The sequence below is a fragment of the Pseudoalteromonas undina genome, from assembly GCF_000238275.3.
GTDB classification, from domain to species: Bacteria; Pseudomonadota; Gammaproteobacteria; order Enterobacterales; family Alteromonadaceae; genus Pseudoalteromonas; species Pseudoalteromonas undina.
In genome coordinates, this window is the sequence record NZ_AHCF03000002.1 from 550,417 (window position 1) to 567,277 (window position 16,861).

Here is a 16,861-nt window from a genome sequence, read left to right on the forward strand (position 1 = left end):
GCATGCAAATTTAATAACAACAAAACGAGGACTTTAATGGCATCACCACAACAGGCAAAACCTTTGAATGAGCTGGTACACGACGCACGTGCGCCGCTAAACCGTATTTCGATGAACGCTGAGCTAATTAAGCTAGTACTTGAAAACGATATGCCAAAAGATAAAGCACTCGCCGCACTGGATAAAATAATTGCTAATTGCCAAGCGTGCAGTGACAGTTTGCAGCTTATTTCAGAGTCGAAGTAACCCTAATTAATTCAGGACGATAAATGATTAAACGCAAACAGCAAGGTAAGGCAAATGTAGTATGGGCGTTATTTATTTCTATAGTGCTGTGTATTATTGTTGGTAATGCTTTTTTAGCCATTAATACTATTCAAGGATTATCGCGTACTCAGCAAAGTTTAGATAACACTAATATGTTAAGCACGGCGATAGAGCAATTGCATCTTTCGGTAGTGCAAGCCGAGTCGGGACAGCGAGGGTATTTATTAACCCAAACTGATGATTATTTAGTGCCTTATTACGATGCTGTTGCGCAAATAAAATCCCAAACCAGTCATGTGAATGCCTTGCATTCTGAAATTGATGGGCAGGCACAGCGTATTGCACAGTTGTTACTACTGGTTGAAGCTAAAATAGCTGAGCTGAAAAAAACGGTTGAATTAGCATTAAACGATAAGGAAAAGCGCGCACTTTTGAGGCTGAATACACATGAAGGGCGTGATCTTTACAGAGAGATTCGGGCGTTGGTTAATGATATTCAAGAGCGTGAATTGTTGTTTAAAGTTAGTCACTTTTCGAAATTAGAACAAATTAAGAAAGAAGCTAAAATCACTTTTGGTATTACTGCAGTTACCAGCGCATTATTGATTTTGGGTATGTTTTTATTGGCGAGGTTGAATTTAAAAAATGCGGCCGAGTATCGTGCCGAGCTTGAAATGCAAAATGAAACTTTAGCCAGTAAAGTGACTGAACGTACTCAAGAGCTTACTTTGTATTCTGATGAATTAAGTCGTAGTAACCGAGAGTTAGAGGAGTTTGCTTTTGTTGCCAGCCATGACTTGCAAGAGCCGCTAAGGAAAATTCAAGCATTTAGTGACCGGCTTGAAAGCATGTTTAAAGACGAATTAGGTGAAAAAGGCGCAGATTATATTGCCCGCATGAAAAATGCCGCACAAAGGATGTCTAATTTAATTAATGATTTATTAGAGTTCTCTCGAGTAACAACCCGAGGTAAAGATTTTACCGATACCGATTTAAACAGCATTCTGAATGATATAAAAGGTGATTTAGAAATAGCGATTAATGAGTGTAATGCACAGGTTGTTACGGTTGATATGCCCATTATTCAGGCAGATCCGAGTCAAATGCATCAGCTGTTTTTAAACTTAATTTCCAATGCAGTGAAGTTCAGAGCGCCTAACGTTGACCCGGTTGTTAATGTTGACTTTGAACGAGTGTGTGAGTTTAGTGAAGATCATAACAGTGAAATATGTTGGCATGTCATTACCGTAAAAGATAATGGTATCGGCTTCTCTGATGAGTACGCGGATAAAATATTTGTACCATTTCAACGTTTGCATGGCCGTTCAGAATATAAAGGAACGGGTATTGGTTTATCTGTATGTCGTCGAATTGTAGAACGACACGGCGGCTCTATTGCTGCGATAAGCACCCTAGGTGAGGGGGCAACTTTCATCATTAAATTACCTGTGGATGCAGAGTTATTCACATTACAAGGAGAGGCATAATATGCCATTAACAAACGTAAAACCGATTACCATTTTGATGGCAGACGATGATGAAGATGATCGTTTATTAACCCAAGATGCGCTTGCTGAAAGTCGCGTTTTAAATGAATTACATTTTGTTGAAGACGGTGTTGAACTTTTAGAGTACCTAGAGCGCAAAGGCAAGTTTGTAGATAAAAGCATCTCGCCAAGACCAGGCTTAATTTTACTTGATTTAAACATGCCGAGAATGGATGGTCGTGAAGCGCTTGAAGCTATTAAGGCAAATCCAAACCTAAAAGGCATTCCAGTGGTAATTTTAACCACATCTAAGCAAGAAGAAGACATGGTTAAAGGTTATAACCTAGGCGCTGCGTCTTACATAACTAAGCCGGTTACGTTTGACGGGTTAGTTGAGTTGATGAAAACGCTGGGTAAATACTGGGTTGAGTTTGTAGAGCTACCAAGCACGTTTAACGATTAAGCATATTATTAAAACAGGAGACGCTATGTTAGCAAAGGCAACGAAACTGCTATTGGTTGAAGACGATGAAGATGATTATATTTTAACTCGTGACTATTTAGAGCAGCTCAGTTCCCATGTGTTTGACATAGACTGGATAAGCTCTCCTGAGCAGGCGGTGGAAGTGTTGAGTAAAAATCAACATGATATTTGCTTGCTTGATTATCGCTTAGGGGCATCTGATGGCTTAAGTGTTTTAAAACAAGCGCTTAAAAATGGTTTTTGTGGGCCTATTATTATGCTTACAGGGCAGTCAAACGATGCCCTCGATTCAGCTGCGCTTGATGCCGGAGCTGTTGATTACTTAGTTAAAAACGAAATGAGTGGTAGCCGGTTTGCTCGCTCTATTCGCTACGCATTAGCGCGCCGTGATGTAGAAGATGAGCGAGTGGAACGCTTAAAAGCCGAGGCTGAAAACCGTTCAAAAGATCGCTTTTTAGCACATTTAAGCCACGAATTGCGAACACCGCTATCTTCTATTTTAGGTTATACCGAGTTGTTGATGCTCAGTGACTTTAACAAGCAGGCTGAAAACGAGCTCGGTGTGATTTATCGTAATGGTAAGCATTTATTAAGCTTACTAAATGATGTTTTAGATTTATCTAAAATTGCTGTCGATAAACTCGAACTGAGTTTAGGGGAGGTTAACCTTGATAGCTTAATGGCCGACGTATTTACATTAATGCGCGTATCGGCACTCGATAAAGGCTTATCACTAAAGTTTGAATCACTGGAGCCTTTACCACTAGTCATTCGTGTAGATGCCACTCGAGTTCGACAAATTCTTATTAACCTGATCAATAACGCGATTAAATTTACTGAGCAAGGCGAGATTGTGGTTAACGCGTGGACTGAAGTAGTCAATGAGCGTGAAATGCTATTTTTTAGTATTAAAGACTCAGGCTTAGGCATTGCTCCAGAAAAACAAGCTCTCATCTTTAAGCCTTTTGAGCAAATAGCTGATGTAGAGTCGCGTTCAGTCGGTGGTGCAGGCTTAGGTTTAGCTATTTGTTCTGAACTACTTAGTCGTATGCAGGGGGATATTTCATTAGACTCTCACGTAGGTAAAGGGTCAACCTTTACCATTTCTTTATATCCTGGTGATATCAGACAGGTAGAGCGCAATTTATTAAAACTTGATTTAACCCCCAATATGCAGCAAAAAGTAGCACCCTGCCAAGTGAGCGGTAAGGTGTTGGTGGTTGATGATTTACGCGATTTACGTGTGTTAGTTGGTCACTTAATCGGTTCAGCAGGCGCTGCGGTCGATTATGCTGATAATGGTAAGCAAGCGCTTGAAAAAGTAAAAAAACAGCTAGCAGACGGGCACGCAACCTACGATATTATATTTTTAGATATCCACATGCCAGTAATGGGCGGAAAAGAAGCTGCTATTGAGCTTAGAAAGCTAGGTTTTAAAGGTTCAATCATAGCCTTAACTGCTGCGACTATGAAAGGCATTCATAGCGAACTCAATGCGTTAGGGTTTGACGATATGATTGCCAAACCTGTCGATTCCAACTTGCTTTATCAATGCTTAGAGTTAAGGCTCGGGCAAAAAGAACAATCAGCTACGCTGGTTCAGCCAGCACCTAAACCAAGTAATGATAAAAAGTGCTTTTTATTAGTAGAAGACGATGCTGATGCCGCGCAAATTACCCAGCTATTACTAGAAAGCTTGGATGTAGATACCGATATAGCAACAAGTGTTAAAGACTGTAAAGCAAGGCTTGAACATAACAGTAATTACGATAAAGTATTGCTCGATATGCATTTGCCAGATGGAACCGGTTTAGAGCTGGCAGGGTTTATTAAGCAGCATTACCCTGATATTAAGCGCGTCATTATTAGTGGTATGGAGCCTGATGCTGTGCATATCAGGCAACTAGAAATAGAGCAAGTATTGCTAAAACCAATAAATTTAGCATTGCTCAATCAGCTTGTTTAACACCCTTTTTGCTTCCCTTTATACTAAAGGTTTTAACCACAGATTGGCGTATAACTAGCTCGGGCTCAAATAACGTTTGAATGGGGTGTACGCTTTTTTGATACACATGGCTAAGTACCCACTGTGCAGCCACTTTTCCCATTTCATCTATAGGGTAATTTATAGTGCTCAACGGAGGGTAAACGTGACGGGTAAAAAACACGTTATCGTAGCCAATAATGGAAAGCTGCGAAGGTAGTTGTATACCATGCTCCCTAGCACTCACCATAGCACCGGTGGCCATTTCGTCATTGGCACACACCAAGGCGGTAAAGGCGGGGTTGTTTTTATACAGTGTAGCGAAGCCTTCGTAGCCACTTTCTTCTACAAAGTCACCTTCAAATAAATTATTTTCATCAAATTTAATGGCGAATTCATCAAGCGCTTGTTTATGCCCATTTAAGCGTTCTTGGGCATCTTTCTTCCAAAGTGGACCGCTAATATAGGCAATGTCTTTATGGCCCGATTCAATAATGTATTTAGTGGCTAAATAGCCGCCTTTAGTATTATCAAGAATAATACAGCGGTCGGCGAGCTCTTCAATATAGCGGTTTAGCAAAACAAACGGGGTTTTGCCTTTACTGAGTTTTATTAAGTATTCATCACTAATAGCTTCAACATGCAAAATAAGTGCGTCGCAGTTACGGCTAATTAAAAATTCGATGCCTTGTTGCTCTCGCTCTGCGTCACTGTGGCCTGCGGTAATAATAACGTGTTTACCTTGATTTCTTAGGGTGTTCTCTATACCGCTCATCATCGGCCCATAAAACGGCCCCTTAAGCTCTGAAACTAACAAGCCCGCACTATTCGAGCAATTAGAAGCCAGTGATTGCGCAATAGAGTTAGGGCGGTAGCCCAGCTCTTCCATGGCTAAGGTGACTTTTTTTCTGGTTGCATCACTTACGTTTGCATTGTTGTTCATTACTCTTGAAACAGTGGCAAGTGACACCCCTGCAAGCTTTGACACTTCATAAATGGTGGCCATACTATTCCTTGCTACAAATTGCTTTTCTGTGTTAAATCGGCAGTGATTTTTTTAATGGTTCTATTGTCTAGGCTGTATTTACTCATTATTAATGCCACAAGTACACTACCAATCGCAGGGTAAAGTGTGAATGAGGTTAAAATACCATTTTTAGTTGCCTCGCTTAATTCCACATTGGCTTGATATTGATAATAAGCAAGTAACCAACCGGCAATCGCTCCGCCTAATGCAAGCCCCAATTTGATAAAAAATACGATGCTTGCGTAAACTAAACCCGTGAGTCGAAGGCCATTTTGCCAGACTCCGTAATCAATAGTATCAGCCATTTTTGCCCATAATAAAGGCGTTGCCATTTGAGTGAAAAAACACCATAAAAAATACACTAAAAACGCTAGTAAAACGTGTTCATTAGGAACAAAAAAGGCAATGCAGCTCAATATGGCGGAAATATATTGCAGATAAACATAAGCCGCTTTCTTATCAAGGCGTTTACTTAAAGGTTGTGCGCAAGCGCAGCCTAAAATATTACCAATCATACCTAAGGTTACAAATTCGGTGATTAAATCTTCTTTGCCAAGAACATATTTTACATAGTAAATAGCCAACGTTGTGCGCAATACCATACTGGTTAATAATACCAGCGCTGCCATACACAAGATTTTAAACGGCTGATTTTGCCATAAAACGTGAAGTTGTGTTTTTAAAGATAATTTATGCGGTGGATTGCTCACTCGCTCTTTGGTGTAACGAAAACAAATTAAAAATAACACCACACCTAGGCAACTCATAACCAGCATAGTGAGTTGATAGCCCATTTCGTTATTACCATTGCCAAACCATTTTACTAAAGGCAAGGTGCAGCTTGTAACCAGTAAACCACCTAACATACCAAATACAAACCGGTATGATTGAATGGAGACACGTTCGTTGGGATTGCCACTTAATACGCCGCCAAGTGCCGAATAAGGAATATTAATTGCGGTGTAAACTAACATTAGCAGGGTGTAGGTAACGAAGGCGTAAATAATTTTGTTGGTGTCATCCATCTCAGGGGTAGTAAAAGTAATCACGCTTATAACGGCAAAAGGGATGGCAAGCCAAAGTAGGTAGGGTCGGTAGCTACCGTATTTAGTATGAGTGGCATCAGTGAGTGCGCCCATTATTGGATCAGTTACTGCATCAATAACTCTAACTACTAAAAAAAGGGTGCCCACAACAGCAGGCGAAATACCAAAAATATCAGTGTAGAAAAAAGTTAAAAACAGCATCACGGTTTGAAAAATAATATTACTGGCCGTGTCACCTAGGCCGTAAGCTATTTTTTCTTTTTTACTCAGCATAAAAGCCACTCGTTATTATTTTTGGCGCTGTTTAAGAAAATCACGATACGCAATTGCGCTTTGTTTTAAGGTACGTTGTTGAGTTTGGTAGTCAACATAGACTAGCCCAAAGCGTTTTTCATAACCATAGGCCCATTCAAAATTATCCATTAAACTCCATGCAAAGTAGCCTTGTACATTAACGCCTTGCTCAACTGCATTATGAACGGCATTAAGATGGGTATGGTAATAATTGATACGTTGTATGTCATCTACTTTACCATTTATTAATATATCAGCCATCGCTGCACCGTTCTCTGTTATATATACCTTAGGTAAAGTGTAACGATCATTTAGTGAAAGCAGTAATTCGCACAATCCCTGCGGGTATATTTCCCAGCCCATATCGGTGGTGGCAACATTCTCTAAAGAAACTTCTCTAAACCAATGATCTGGGGTATTTTTGTAATGAATACGAGTATAGTAATTAACCCCTAAAAAATCGATCTTTTGGCTAATAATTGCCATATCTCCATCACTAATATGGGGCTTTGCATCATTTGCAAGCTCATTAATCACTTCAGGGTAACAGCCCTCTAGTACTGCCCGTATATACCATTGGTTATGATAGTCATCAGCTAATTTAGCAGCGCGTTCATCAGCAGTGGTAAGCGGATAGGATGGGCTAAAGTTAAGTACTATACCGGCTTCTATCGTGGGGCAATTCTTACGTATCACTTGCATTGCGAGTCCATGGGCAAGCAGTAAGTGGTGCGCTGCTTGGCGTCCTGCTTTTTGACTTTTTATGCCTGGTGCATGTACCCCTATTTCATAGCCTAGGTAGGCACTACAAAAAGGCTCATTTAAGGTCGCATAAGAGTCAACTAAGCCCTTTAGTTGTTGAGTTACTATGTGAGTGTAATGAGCAAATTGATACGCGGTATTGCGATTTAGCCAACCACCGTTGTCTTCTAAATGCTGTGGTAAATCCCAATGATATAAAGTGACATAAGTTTTAATGTTACGCGCTTTTAAAGCTTGTAATAGCGATTTATAAAACGACATTCCTTGAATATTCAAGCTGCCATCTTGGTGTAAAACGCGTGGCCAAGAAATCGAAAGACGATAAGCGTCTACAGCTAAATCAGCAATCATTTGTACATCTTGTTGCCAATATTCTATGTGTTTACATGCTTGGTTGCCGTTACTGTTATCTGCAATGGTGTTTGGTTTGTTACAAAAAGTATCCCAAATACAGGGGAGGCGGGTATCGTAACTTCCCTCTATTTGAAAAGAGGCTGTAGCAACCCCAAAAATAAACGGCGGCTTTAAGAGGGCTGACGTGCCTGGTAAGGAGATTGTTTTAAACACAATGAGATACGTCCTTAAGCTTGCAAATAATAATGAGCTTTACAGTAGAGCTAAGCAATATAAATTGCATAATACAACAATGTAAGCGCTTACAATATTTTTGTAAATAAATTGATAAATTTTCTCTATATGCTATAAATGTAAGCGCTTACATTTGGTGTTGCAACTATTATCTGCATTTTAAGTTTTACTAAACGCAATAAAATAGAGGTAACAATCTGATAATTAAAAAATAATTAGAGATTATACTATGGCACATATCACACAGCCACTACCGGCAGCAGAAAACAGCCAAAAACCAGGGTCTACACACACCTTTGCGTTAACATCGCTTACGACCTTGTTTTTTATGTGGGGTTTTCTTACTTGCCTAAACGATATTTTAATTCCGTATTTAAAGGGAATGTTCTCCCTCAATTACACCCAAGCAATGTTGGTACAATTTTGTTTTTTTGGTGCCTACTTTGTTATGTCAATTCCTGCAGGGAAGCTGGTCAGTAAAATAGGTTACCAATTTGGTATTGTTGTTGGTTTGGTTGTTGCTGCGATAGGGTGTGCACTATTTTACCCCGCTGCAGAGGCACATGTTTACGAACTATTTTTACTTGCTTTGTTTGTACTTGCTTCAGGGATCACCATTTTACAAGTCTCTGCCAACCCTTATGTAAGCGTATTAGGGCCTGCAAAAACAGCGTCTTCGCGTTTAACTATGACTCAAGCTTTTAACTCTTTAGGTACAACTGTTGCGCCATTGTTTGGTAGTTGGTTAATTTTGTCAGAAATTAGTCAAGCTACAGCAGAACAAGTTAAGTTTCCTTATTTAATGCTCAGTGCAAGTTTATTAACATTGGCGATTATTTTTGCTTTTTTAAAGCTACCTAAACTAGGTAAAGCGATTGACAGTGAAGCAGAAAACCAAGGTGACACTGAGTTTGTTGATTTAGGCAGTGTATGGAAATATCGTCACCTTATTTTAGGCGCGATTGGTATTTTTGTTTACGTAGGGGCTGAAGTGGCAATAGGTAGTTTTTTAGTTGGCTTTTTAACCCTTGATCATATTGCAGGCTTACCAGAGCAACAAGCAGCACATTACATTAGCTATTATTTTGCAGGTGCAATGATAGGGCGATTTGCTGGTGCTGCGATTATGCAAAAATTAAACGCAGCCAAAGTATTAGCTTGTCATGGTATTTTAGCAGGCTTACTTGTGTTAATTGCTATGACGGGTCAGGGGTCACTGGCTATGTGGGCTATTTTATTAGTTGGATTATGTAACTCAATTATGTTTCCTACTATTTTTAGTTTAGCACTGCAGGGGCTTGGTAAATACACCTCACAGGGGTCGGGTATCTTATGTTTAGCGATTGTTGGCGGTGCTATTATTCCGTTATTACAAGGTATGCTGGCTGATAACATCGGTGTGCAATTAGCTCTTATTCTGCCCATTGGCTGCTATTTATATATTACTTATTTCGCGCTGTTTGGTGCAAAAAAAACAACGTCAACTCCTCTTTGAGTTTTAGGTGAATGCTATGATTATTAAACGCACTTTTTCAATCACTGCGCTGATGCTAGCAGCAATAACCAGCAGCGGTTGTTCGCAACCCTCTAACAGTGCTAGTGATGTTACAAGCCAAAAAGAAATTTGGCCAACAATAGAAACCGGTATTAAAAGCGATGCTCAAATGGAGCAAAAAATCGCTGATATGCTAAAGAATATGACGCTAGAGCAAAAAATAGCGCAAATGATCCAACCTGAAATTCGTAATATCACGGTTGAAGATATGCGTAAGTATGGTTTTGGTTCTTACTTAAATGGCGGTGGTTCTTTTCCAAATAACAATAAACATGCAACCCCTGAAGATTGGGTTGATTTAGCCGAAGAAATGTACCAAGCATCTATTGATGATTCTTTAGATGGCAGCACAATCCCTACAATGTGGGGCACTGATGCGGTACATGGACACAACAATGTTATTGGCGCGACCTTATTTCCGCATAATATTGGTTTAGGTGCTGCAAACAACCCTGCACTTATTGAAAAAATAGCCGCCGCTACTGCGCGAGAAGTAATGGTTACCGGTATAGATTGGGTATTTGCACCTACTGTTGCGGTGGTTCGTGATGACCGCTGGGGCCGTACTTACGAAGGGTACTCTGAGGACCCTGAAATAGTGAAAGCGTATTCCGCTTCTATCGTTAAAGGGTTGCAAGGCGCTGTTGATGAAGACTTTTTGTCAGACACGCGAGTAGTTAGCACCGTTAAGCACTTTTTAGGTGATGGTGGCACTGTCAATGGCGACGATCAAGGTAATAATATCGCCTCTGAAGAAGAGTTATTTGCGCTTCATGCACAAGGTTATGTAGGTGGTTTGAGTGCAGGTGCGCAAACGGTTATGGCTTCGTTTAACAGCTGGCATGGCGATAAAATACACGGTAACAAATACTTATTAACCGATGTATTAAAAGAAAAAATGGGTTTTGATGGCTTTGTTGTTGGCGATTGGAATGGTCATGGACAAGTTAAAGGCTGTTCAAATAGTAACTGTGCTCAAGCTGCTAATGCAGGCTTAGACGTGTACATGGCGCCTGATGAGTGGAAACCGCTATTTAGCAACTTGGTTAACCAAGCTAATAGCGGTGAAATCCCACTAAGCAGAATTAACGATGCGGTAACGCGTATCCTACGCGTTAAAATGCGTGCAGGGTTATTTGATAAACCAAGCCCCGCGAAGCGTCCTCTTTCTGGAAAAACTGAAATTATTGGTAGTAGCGATCACCGTGCAGTGGCTAAACAAGCTGTACGCGAATCTCTAGTATTACTTAAAAATAAGCAGCAGTTACTGCCATTATCGCCTAAGACCAACGTATTAGTCGCAGGCATAGGGGCTGATAACATCGGCATGCAGTCGGGTGGTTGGAGCGTTACGTGGCAAGGAACAGGCAATACCAACAGTGACTTCCCTGGCGGCAGCTCTATTTACGCAGGTATTAAAGATACTGTAGAGCAAGCTGGTGGCAGTGCAATGCTGAGTGTTGAAGGGGAATACAAAGCACGCCCAGATGTAGCCATTGTGGTGTTTGGTGAGCAACCATATGCAGAGGGTAATGGTGATGTTGATAACCTAGAATACCAGCGCGGTAATAAAAGCGACTTAGCGCTACTGAGAAAGTTTAAAGATGCAGGAATCCCTGTTGTATCATTATTTATTAGCGGTCGCCCAATGTGGGTTAATGCTGAGCTAAATGCCAGTGATGCGTTTGTTGCTATTTGGCTTCCAGGCAGTGAAGGTGATGCAATTAGTGATGTATTGTTTAAAAATGCAGACGGTTCAATTAACCACGACTTTAAAGGAAAGTTATCGTTTTCATGGCCGAATAACCCAATCGACAATGAAAACCGCAACGATGAAGCTTATAGCCCATTACTTCCTTATGGTTTTGGCTTAACCTACGGTGATAGCAACGTACTTAAAGATGACTTGGTAGAGCAAACTCAACAGACTGAACAATTGGACGACTTAGTGTTGTTTGAACGTGCTATAAAAGCACCATGGTCGTTGGTATTAAAAAGTGGCGAGCAACAAAAAACGGTGGCGAGCAGTCGCGAGTCATTAGGTGCGGTGAGCATCCAAACATTTGATAAAGAGGTGCAAGAAGATGCACGCGCTATTCGTTTTAATGGCCAAGCGATGGCTGGGGTTAATTTAGCCGCGGCATTCCCATCTGACTTACGCTCATACGTTGAAAACAATGGCCAATTGCAAATGCAAATTAAAGTAGATAAAGCGGCATCAAGCCCGCTGTGGATTGCTATGGGCTGTGGCGAAAGTTGTCAGGGTAAGTTTGATATTACCGATAACCTTGAGCAATCAGGTCAATGGCAAACATTAAACATCAACTTAAGTTGTTTTGCAGAGCAGGGTGTTGATTTAGCACAAGTGTTCATCCCTTGGCAGTTAAGTACGCAAGGTGATTGGCATGTATCTATAGCTAAGCTGGCTATTACAGCGAATACTGCCGAGCAAAGTAGTGTTACTTGTAAGTAGTCAATAATCTATTAATAAGCAGGTACTGAGAGTACCTGCTTATTATTTTAAACGCTTAGTACAAAAACCTACCAAATTAGTCCCTCCTTACTTTTATTCCATTCTATGTGATTGATTATATTCAGCTCAGTAATAGTCACAAAAACATGATAAAACTGCATTCGCTTTTGCATTAATAATTTGAGAGTATGCCAAAATATTAAATGCATTATGTAATTAACAGGTGAGAGAATGAATCAAATAAAGCTGGCTTCGCAGAGCATACAACCTTTAAAAATAGTCTGTGTGGGGCGCAATTACAGTGCGCATATTGCTGAATTAAACAACGAACACCCTGAGCAAATGGTAATTTTTAATAAGCCTAATAGCGCGATCACTAATACCTTACTCTCTTCCCATAACGGTGATACGTTACATTATGAAACTGAATTATGCTTTGTGATAAAAAATAAGCAGCTTGCAGGCGTAGGGATTGGACTCGATTTGACTAAGCGAGCTTTGCAAAGCAGTTTAAAAGAAAAGGGCTTGCCGTGGGAGCGTGCTAAAGCATTCGATGGGTCAGTATTATTTAGTGATTTTATTGAGTTAACGCCAGAAATGACATCATTTATGTTTGAATTACATATTGATGGTAAAGTAATTCAGCACGGGGAAACCCAGCTAATGTTGCACCAACCTGCGCAAATTCTGGCAGAGGTAAATGAGTTTATGGGTTTGGAAGAGGGCGATATTATTATGACCGGCACGCCTGCTGGCGTAGGGATGGTTAGTACTGGACGAGAGTTCAACGTTGCTCTTTATTCTGGTCAGCAGTGTTTATTGGAGCATCATTGGTCTGTGAGTCAAAGTTAATTATGTGTTGATAATATTGTTTATCAAAATTATCGATATGTTCACTTAGCCAGTGTCGCTGGCTTAGTTGATGAGCCGCTGATTCTAGTATGGTACTTTCTAATGCCGCATTAATTTTCTTAATTGCCTGATTAGCAAAATCATTAGGCGCATTAGTCGCACAGCCTACAGCTCCTTTGATTAATGAGCGCGTATTTTGAGCTATGGGTATACTAACGATTTTTATAGGGTGTTGTTGCTGGTTAAAGTAACTGGCCATAAAAGGATAATCGAGCGAGTAGTCTAAAAAGCCATGCCTCAACCTATCGATCACAACGCCACTCTCATTATCACTACTTAAGCTCAAGGACACATTATGATGGCTCAAAGAGTTTTCAATAATCATATTTATGTGTGGTGAAAAACGTCGTGCTGCGGCTTGTCCATAGGTAAATCGTTCATCGCTAAGTAAACTAATTAAATTTATAGGATTACCATGTGCTTTAGTAAGTGTTTCTGCTTTTTGATTAGTTGTAATAATACTAAACTCAGGGTAGATAGAGGTAGGACGTGAGTATGTATAGACTTCGTTGGTGCTCTTTTTATGGATTACGCATGGAAAGCAGACATTTTTGCCTTCTTTGATATATTTATTAATTCGTTTTTGTGGAACAAATAATCGAGTATGTTTTACATCCTTTATACTACTGATTAGTTGCTTAGTTAAATTATCACACAAGCCCATTTGAGTATTCTCTGAGTCTAAGTGAAAAGGTGGTGTGTTGCTTTGTAGCCATAAAATTTCAGTAAGCTGATTTTTAGATTGGCTAATACTGTTACTCGAGAATATTAAAAATAGCAGGCAGAAATAACGAGCTGTATCCATAAAAAGCTGATAATTCTTTATTAAAAGACTGTATTTAATTATACCTTAGCGCTTAAAAAATAAACATAAAGAATAGCAAAGAATCAACATTATTGAATAACATTTACTCTTTGCTTAATTTCATTAGTATGGCATTGGGTTATTTCTGAATATGGTATCAATCGCTAGAAGTACATCGTCGCTAAGAGTTAGCTCAAATGCATCAATGTCTTCTTTTAATTGCGCCATAGTAGTGGCACCAATAATAGATGAGGTAACGCCATCCACTTGATTACACCACGCTAGCGCTAATTGTGCTGGTGTTATGTTGTGTTCATGGGCAAGTTCAACATACTCTTTGGTCGCCTTTTGTGATTGTGGCGTATCTCTAAAAATACCGTTACGCTGCATAAATGTCCAGCGAGAGCCTTCAGGGCGTGCTCCATTTAGATATTTACCCGTTAATAGTCCAGCAGCTAAAGGTGACCAAGGTAAGTAAGCAATATCTTCATGCACACATTGCTCTATTAAATAAGGCCAATCTTTCGCATGCGCTAAACTAAACTCATTTTGAATAGACACCATTTTTGGTAAATTGTGCTCTTTGGCTAAATTTAAAAATTGGCTAATCCCCCACGGGGTGTCGTCAGAAAGTCCACAGTGTTTAATTTTACCCGCTTTAACACACGCATCTAAACCCTCTAAAATATCAAGCATGTCAGCGGTGTGCTGTTTTGCATCGACCTCAGTAAATTTAAGCATGCCAGGCCATTGCCTTGCAAAATGAGGAGTGCGGCGATTTGGCCAATGTAATTGGTATAAGTCAATATAGTCGGTTTGTAGGCGTTTTAGAGACTGATCAACTGCATCAATAACAGCTTGGCGAGTAATATCACCACCATCACGGATCCATGAAAGCCCATTACCGGCAATTTTAGTTGCAATAACAATGTCTTTTCGTTTCTGTGAATTACGTGCAACCCAATTCCCTATAATTTCCTCAGTTTTACCATAAGTATCGGGAGAGGGAGGAACTGCGTACATTTCTGCCGTATCAATAAAGTTAACACCACGGTCAAGAGCATAGGCTATTTGCTCATCAGCATCATGCTGGGTGTTTTGTACTCCCCAAGTCATACTACCTAAACAGACCCTAGAAACACTAATATCACTACTGCCTAATTGACTATATTGCATTACTAATCCTAATTATTCGTTTTCAGAGTTTGCTTTTAAAGCCGATAACAAAGGTTCTGTGATCGTGGCTTTTTGCTCTGTTTTAAAGTCAAACATCACCACTTTTGACATGCCAGTGGTCGTTATCGCATTTTGCGCATGGCTAAATACACTGTAATTCATTATAAATCTGTCTGACTTAATATCACTAATAGTAATACCTACGCTTAATGTGTCAGGAAACGTCACAGGGCGTTTGTAGCGAATATTATTTTCACTGATCACAGGGCCAGTGGCTTTAGCATTGATAGTATCAAATAAATTTAATTTATTTAAAAAGTCGATTCTGGCTATTTCAAAATAACGAAGATAAACACAGTTATTAACATGCTGTAGGGCATCCATATCGCCCCACGCTACAGTAATGTCGGTATGAATAGGGTGTTGTTGTTTAAACGTTTCCATGTATTTATAGCTCTTGGTTTTAAAGTATTTAGATTAGCAACATGGTCGGATGAGCTCAAGGGAATTATAGTTGGCAAAAATTCTAGGGCTAAAATTGTACCTCTTTGAATTCATGACTATAGTAACTAGTAACACACAAGGAGATAACTATGCAGAATATAATTAATTGGTTATTGGCATGCACCGTTTTTATAGCGTCGTTTACTTGTTACGCTATGGGTAATGAGGCAGGAGCAATTATTTTGATTTTATTAGGCTTTTCTTTAGAAATTTTATTTTGGATGTATTGTTTTAATAAGCCCAAGAAAAATAGGCGCTCTTTTTAAATAACAACAAGCTTGCTAATTAGCAGCGATTCCACAATAATGACTGTATAAATGAACAGTTGTTATTGTGTGATGAAAAAGTTTATTCATATAGATATGGACTGCTTTTATGCAGCCGTTGAAATGCGCGACAACCCCAAGCTTGCAAGTGTACCGCTGGCAATTGGCGGTAACAGTCGCCGTGGAGTGCTCTCTACCGCTAACTATCTTGCTAGAGAGTATGGGGTGCGCTCTGCCATGTCTAACTATCATGCCAAACAGCTTTGCCCCGATTTAGTTATTGTGCCGGGTAGAATGGCTGTTTATAAACAAGTATCAACTCAAATCCGCGCTATATTTAACCGCTATACTGATCTTGTTGAGCCTCTTTCACTTGATGAAGCGTACCTAGATGTTACCGACAGTACTGCATTTAAAGGCAGTGCAACGTTAATTGCTGAGCAGATCCGCACCGATATTTTTAATACCACAGGGCTGACCGCTTCTGCGGGGATTGCGCCAATTAAATTTATAGCCAAAATTGCTAGCGATGAAAATAAACCCAATGGCCAATTTGTAGTATTGCCTGAGCAAGTTGACTCGTTTTTAGCCCAATTACCACTAGGTAAAATTCCAGGAGTGGGTAAGGTAACCTTGGAGAAGCTTAATTTAAAAGGGTTGTACACGGGCCAAGATGTTCGCGAAAAAGGGGCTAATTGGATGCAGCAACATGTGGGGAATTTTGGCGTGTCGTTATATCAAAAATGTATGGGGGAGCATATAGGGCGGGTTTCAACTGAGCGGATTCGTAAGTCATTGAGCGTGGAGCATACTTATGAATACAACAAAAATAGTCTTGATGAGTGCTTGGAGCAATTACCGCAGCTGTTAGGTGAGCTCGAGGTTAGATTAAACAAACAGCAGCTACAAAATAAAATTAACAAGTTAAGTGTTAAAGTTAAATTTGCTAATTTTGTTGTGACCTCAGCAGATCAAGCGAATCATCAATTAAACACGGCTATTTTTAAAGAGTTACTCGCCAAAGCCTATCAACGCGGATTACAACAACCTGTGCGTTTATTAGGAATTGGTGTTGGTATTAAAAACCAACCAGAGCATAATTTACAGCTGAGTATTTTAGACGTGTAAAAGGTGTAACTCTAGGTTGCCAGTAAGTATGCAGATTACCGCAGTTTACTGGTTATAAATTGCTAAATAAATAATAATAGGGGCTACGTTTTCTAACAGGATC

Annotated in this window: 14 protein-coding genes; 8 read left to right on the top strand and 6 right to left on the bottom strand. The window is 39.9% G+C overall.

The features are described from left to right. Positions 1-36 precede the first annotated feature (36 nt). Genes PUND_RS03200 through PUND_RS03215 form a run of 4 tightly spaced genes read left to right on the top strand, consistent with a single transcriptional unit; the run spans position 37 to position 4,204 of the window. Positions 37-246 carry a hypothetical protein gene (locus PUND_RS03200; protein WP_008111968.1) on the top strand — a complete coding sequence of 70 codons (210 nt, stop codon included), beginning with the start codon at positions 37-39 and terminating at the stop codon, positions 244-246. A gap of 23 nt (positions 247-269) precedes the next feature. Beyond that, positions 270-1,754, top strand: a complete 1,485-nt coding sequence (locus PUND_RS03205; protein ID WP_010390891.1) for a sensor histidine kinase — start codon at positions 270-272, stop codon at positions 1,752-1,754. Between the two features lies 1 nt (position 1,755). Then, the gene (locus PUND_RS03210; RefSeq protein ID WP_010390893.1) at positions 1,756-2,217 is read left to right on the top strand and encodes a response regulator; all 462 of its coding nucleotides are present in this window, start codon (positions 1,756-1,758) and stop codon (positions 2,215-2,217) included. A gap of 25 nt (positions 2,218-2,242) precedes the next feature. Then, positions 2,243-4,204: an ATP-binding response regulator gene (locus PUND_RS03215; RefSeq protein WP_010390895.1), complete on the top strand. Its 1,962-nt coding sequence runs from the start codon at positions 2,243-2,245 to the stop codon at positions 4,202-4,204. Here the strand turns inward: PUND_RS03215 and PUND_RS03220 are convergent. The 3 genes from PUND_RS03220 to PUND_RS03230 are packed head-to-tail and all read right to left on the bottom strand — an operon-like array spanning position 4,188 to position 7,918. Then, the gene (locus PUND_RS03220; RefSeq protein WP_010390896.1) at positions 4,188-5,228 is read right to left on the bottom strand and encodes a LacI family DNA-binding transcriptional regulator; all 1,041 of its coding nucleotides are present in this window, start codon (positions 5,226-5,228) and stop codon (positions 4,188-4,190) included. The two genes, PUND_RS03215 and PUND_RS03220, sit on opposite strands and share 17 nt — an antisense overlap. A gap of 11 nt (positions 5,229-5,239) precedes the next feature. Further along, complete coding sequence (locus PUND_RS03225; RefSeq protein WP_010390897.1) at positions 5,240-6,568, bottom strand: glycoside-pentoside-hexuronide (GPH):cation symporter; 1,329 nt, start codon at positions 6,566-6,568, stop codon at positions 5,240-5,242. A gap of 15 nt (positions 6,569-6,583) precedes the next feature. Beyond that, on the bottom strand, positions 6,584-7,918 hold the full coding sequence (locus PUND_RS03230) for a GH1 family beta-glucosidase (RefSeq protein WP_010390898.1): 1,335 nt from the start codon (positions 7,916-7,918) through the stop codon (positions 6,584-6,586). Between the two features lie 250 nt (positions 7,919-8,168). Here PUND_RS03230 and PUND_RS03235 point away from each other — a divergent pair, with 250 nt between their 5' ends. The 3 genes from PUND_RS03235 (at position 8,169) to PUND_RS03245 (ending at position 12,819) form a co-directional block, all read left to right on the top strand. Further along, positions 8,169-9,434, top strand: a complete 1,266-nt coding sequence (locus tag PUND_RS03235; protein WP_010390899.1) for a sugar MFS transporter — start codon at positions 8,169-8,171, stop codon at positions 9,432-9,434. 16 nt (positions 9,435-9,450) lie between these two features. Further along, positions 9,451-11,967, top strand: a complete 2,517-nt coding sequence (locus PUND_RS03240; RefSeq protein WP_010390901.1) for a glycoside hydrolase family 3 protein — start codon at positions 9,451-9,453, stop codon at positions 11,965-11,967. A gap of 231 nt (positions 11,968-12,198) precedes the next feature. Next, positions 12,199-12,819 carry a fumarylacetoacetate hydrolase family protein gene (locus tag PUND_RS03245; protein WP_010390903.1) on the top strand — a complete coding sequence of 207 codons (621 nt, stop codon included), beginning with the start codon at positions 12,199-12,201 and terminating at the stop codon, positions 12,817-12,819. On the opposite strand, the gene PUND_RS03250 is transcribed toward PUND_RS03245, so the two are convergent. From PUND_RS03250 to PUND_RS03260, 3 genes are all read right to left on the bottom strand, one after another. Continuing rightward, positions 12,752-13,684: an ABC transporter substrate-binding protein gene (locus PUND_RS03250; protein WP_010390904.1), complete on the bottom strand. Its 933-nt coding sequence runs from the start codon at positions 13,682-13,684 to the stop codon at positions 12,752-12,754. The genes PUND_RS03245 and PUND_RS03250 overlap by 68 nt on opposite strands. A 123-nt stretch (positions 13,685-13,807) precedes the next feature. Further along, on the bottom strand, positions 13,808-14,860 hold the full coding sequence (locus PUND_RS03255; protein ID WP_010390905.1) for an aldo/keto reductase: 1,053 nt from the start codon (positions 14,858-14,860) through the stop codon (positions 13,808-13,810). 12 nt (positions 14,861-14,872) lie between these two features. Beyond that, positions 14,873-15,304, bottom strand: coding sequence for an acyl-CoA thioesterase (locus PUND_RS03260; RefSeq protein ID WP_010390906.1), 432 nt, complete (start codon positions 15,302-15,304; stop codon positions 14,873-14,875). A gap of 398 nt (positions 15,305-15,702) precedes the next feature. Here PUND_RS03260 and dinB point away from each other — a divergent pair, with 398 nt between their 5' ends. Continuing rightward, positions 15,703-16,758, top strand: coding sequence for a DNA polymerase IV (gene dinB, locus PUND_RS03265; protein WP_010390908.1), 1,056 nt, complete (start codon positions 15,703-15,705; stop codon positions 16,756-16,758). Positions 16,759-16,861 lie beyond the last annotated feature (103 nt).

What these genes read in the sequence shown, in the direction of transcription:
- PUND_RS03260 (WP_010390906.1), bottom strand. Translation starts at nt 15,304, where the DNA reads ATGGAAACGTTTAAACAACAACACCCTATTCATACCGACATTACTGTA.
- PUND_RS03250 (WP_010390904.1), bottom strand. Translation starts at nt 13,684, where the DNA reads ATGGATACAGCTCGTTATTTCTGCCTGCTATTTTTAATATTCTCGAGT.
- PUND_RS03225 (WP_010390897.1), bottom strand. Translation starts at nt 6,568, where the DNA reads ATGCTGAGTAAAAAAGAAAAAATAGCTTACGGCCTAGGTGACACGGCC.
- PUND_RS03200 (WP_008111968.1), top strand. Translation starts at nt 37, where the DNA reads ATGGCATCACCACAACAGGCAAAACCTTTGAATGAGCTGGTACACGAC.
- PUND_RS03255 (WP_010390905.1), bottom strand. Translation starts at nt 14,860, where the DNA reads ATGCAATATAGTCAATTAGGCAGTAGTGATATTAGTGTTTCTAGGGTC.
- PUND_RS03220 (WP_010390896.1), bottom strand. Translation starts at nt 5,228, where the DNA reads ATGGCCACCATTTATGAAGTGTCAAAGCTTGCAGGGGTGTCACTTGCC.
- PUND_RS03235 (WP_010390899.1), top strand. Translation starts at nt 8,169, where the DNA reads ATGGCACATATCACACAGCCACTACCGGCAGCAGAAAACAGCCAAAAA.
- PUND_RS03245 (WP_010390903.1), top strand. Translation starts at nt 12,199, where the DNA reads ATGAATCAAATAAAGCTGGCTTCGCAGAGCATACAACCTTTAAAAATA.
- PUND_RS03210 (WP_010390893.1), top strand. Translation starts at nt 1,756, where the DNA reads ATGCCATTAACAAACGTAAAACCGATTACCATTTTGATGGCAGACGAT.
- PUND_RS03215 (WP_010390895.1), top strand. Translation starts at nt 2,243, where the DNA reads ATGTTAGCAAAGGCAACGAAACTGCTATTGGTTGAAGACGATGAAGAT.
- PUND_RS03240 (WP_010390901.1), top strand. Translation starts at nt 9,451, where the DNA reads ATGATTATTAAACGCACTTTTTCAATCACTGCGCTGATGCTAGCAGCA.
- PUND_RS03205 (WP_010390891.1), top strand. Translation starts at nt 270, where the DNA reads ATGATTAAACGCAAACAGCAAGGTAAGGCAAATGTAGTATGGGCGTTA.
- dinB (WP_010390908.1), top strand. Translation starts at nt 15,703, where the DNA reads ATGAAAAAGTTTATTCATATAGATATGGACTGCTTTTATGCAGCCGTT.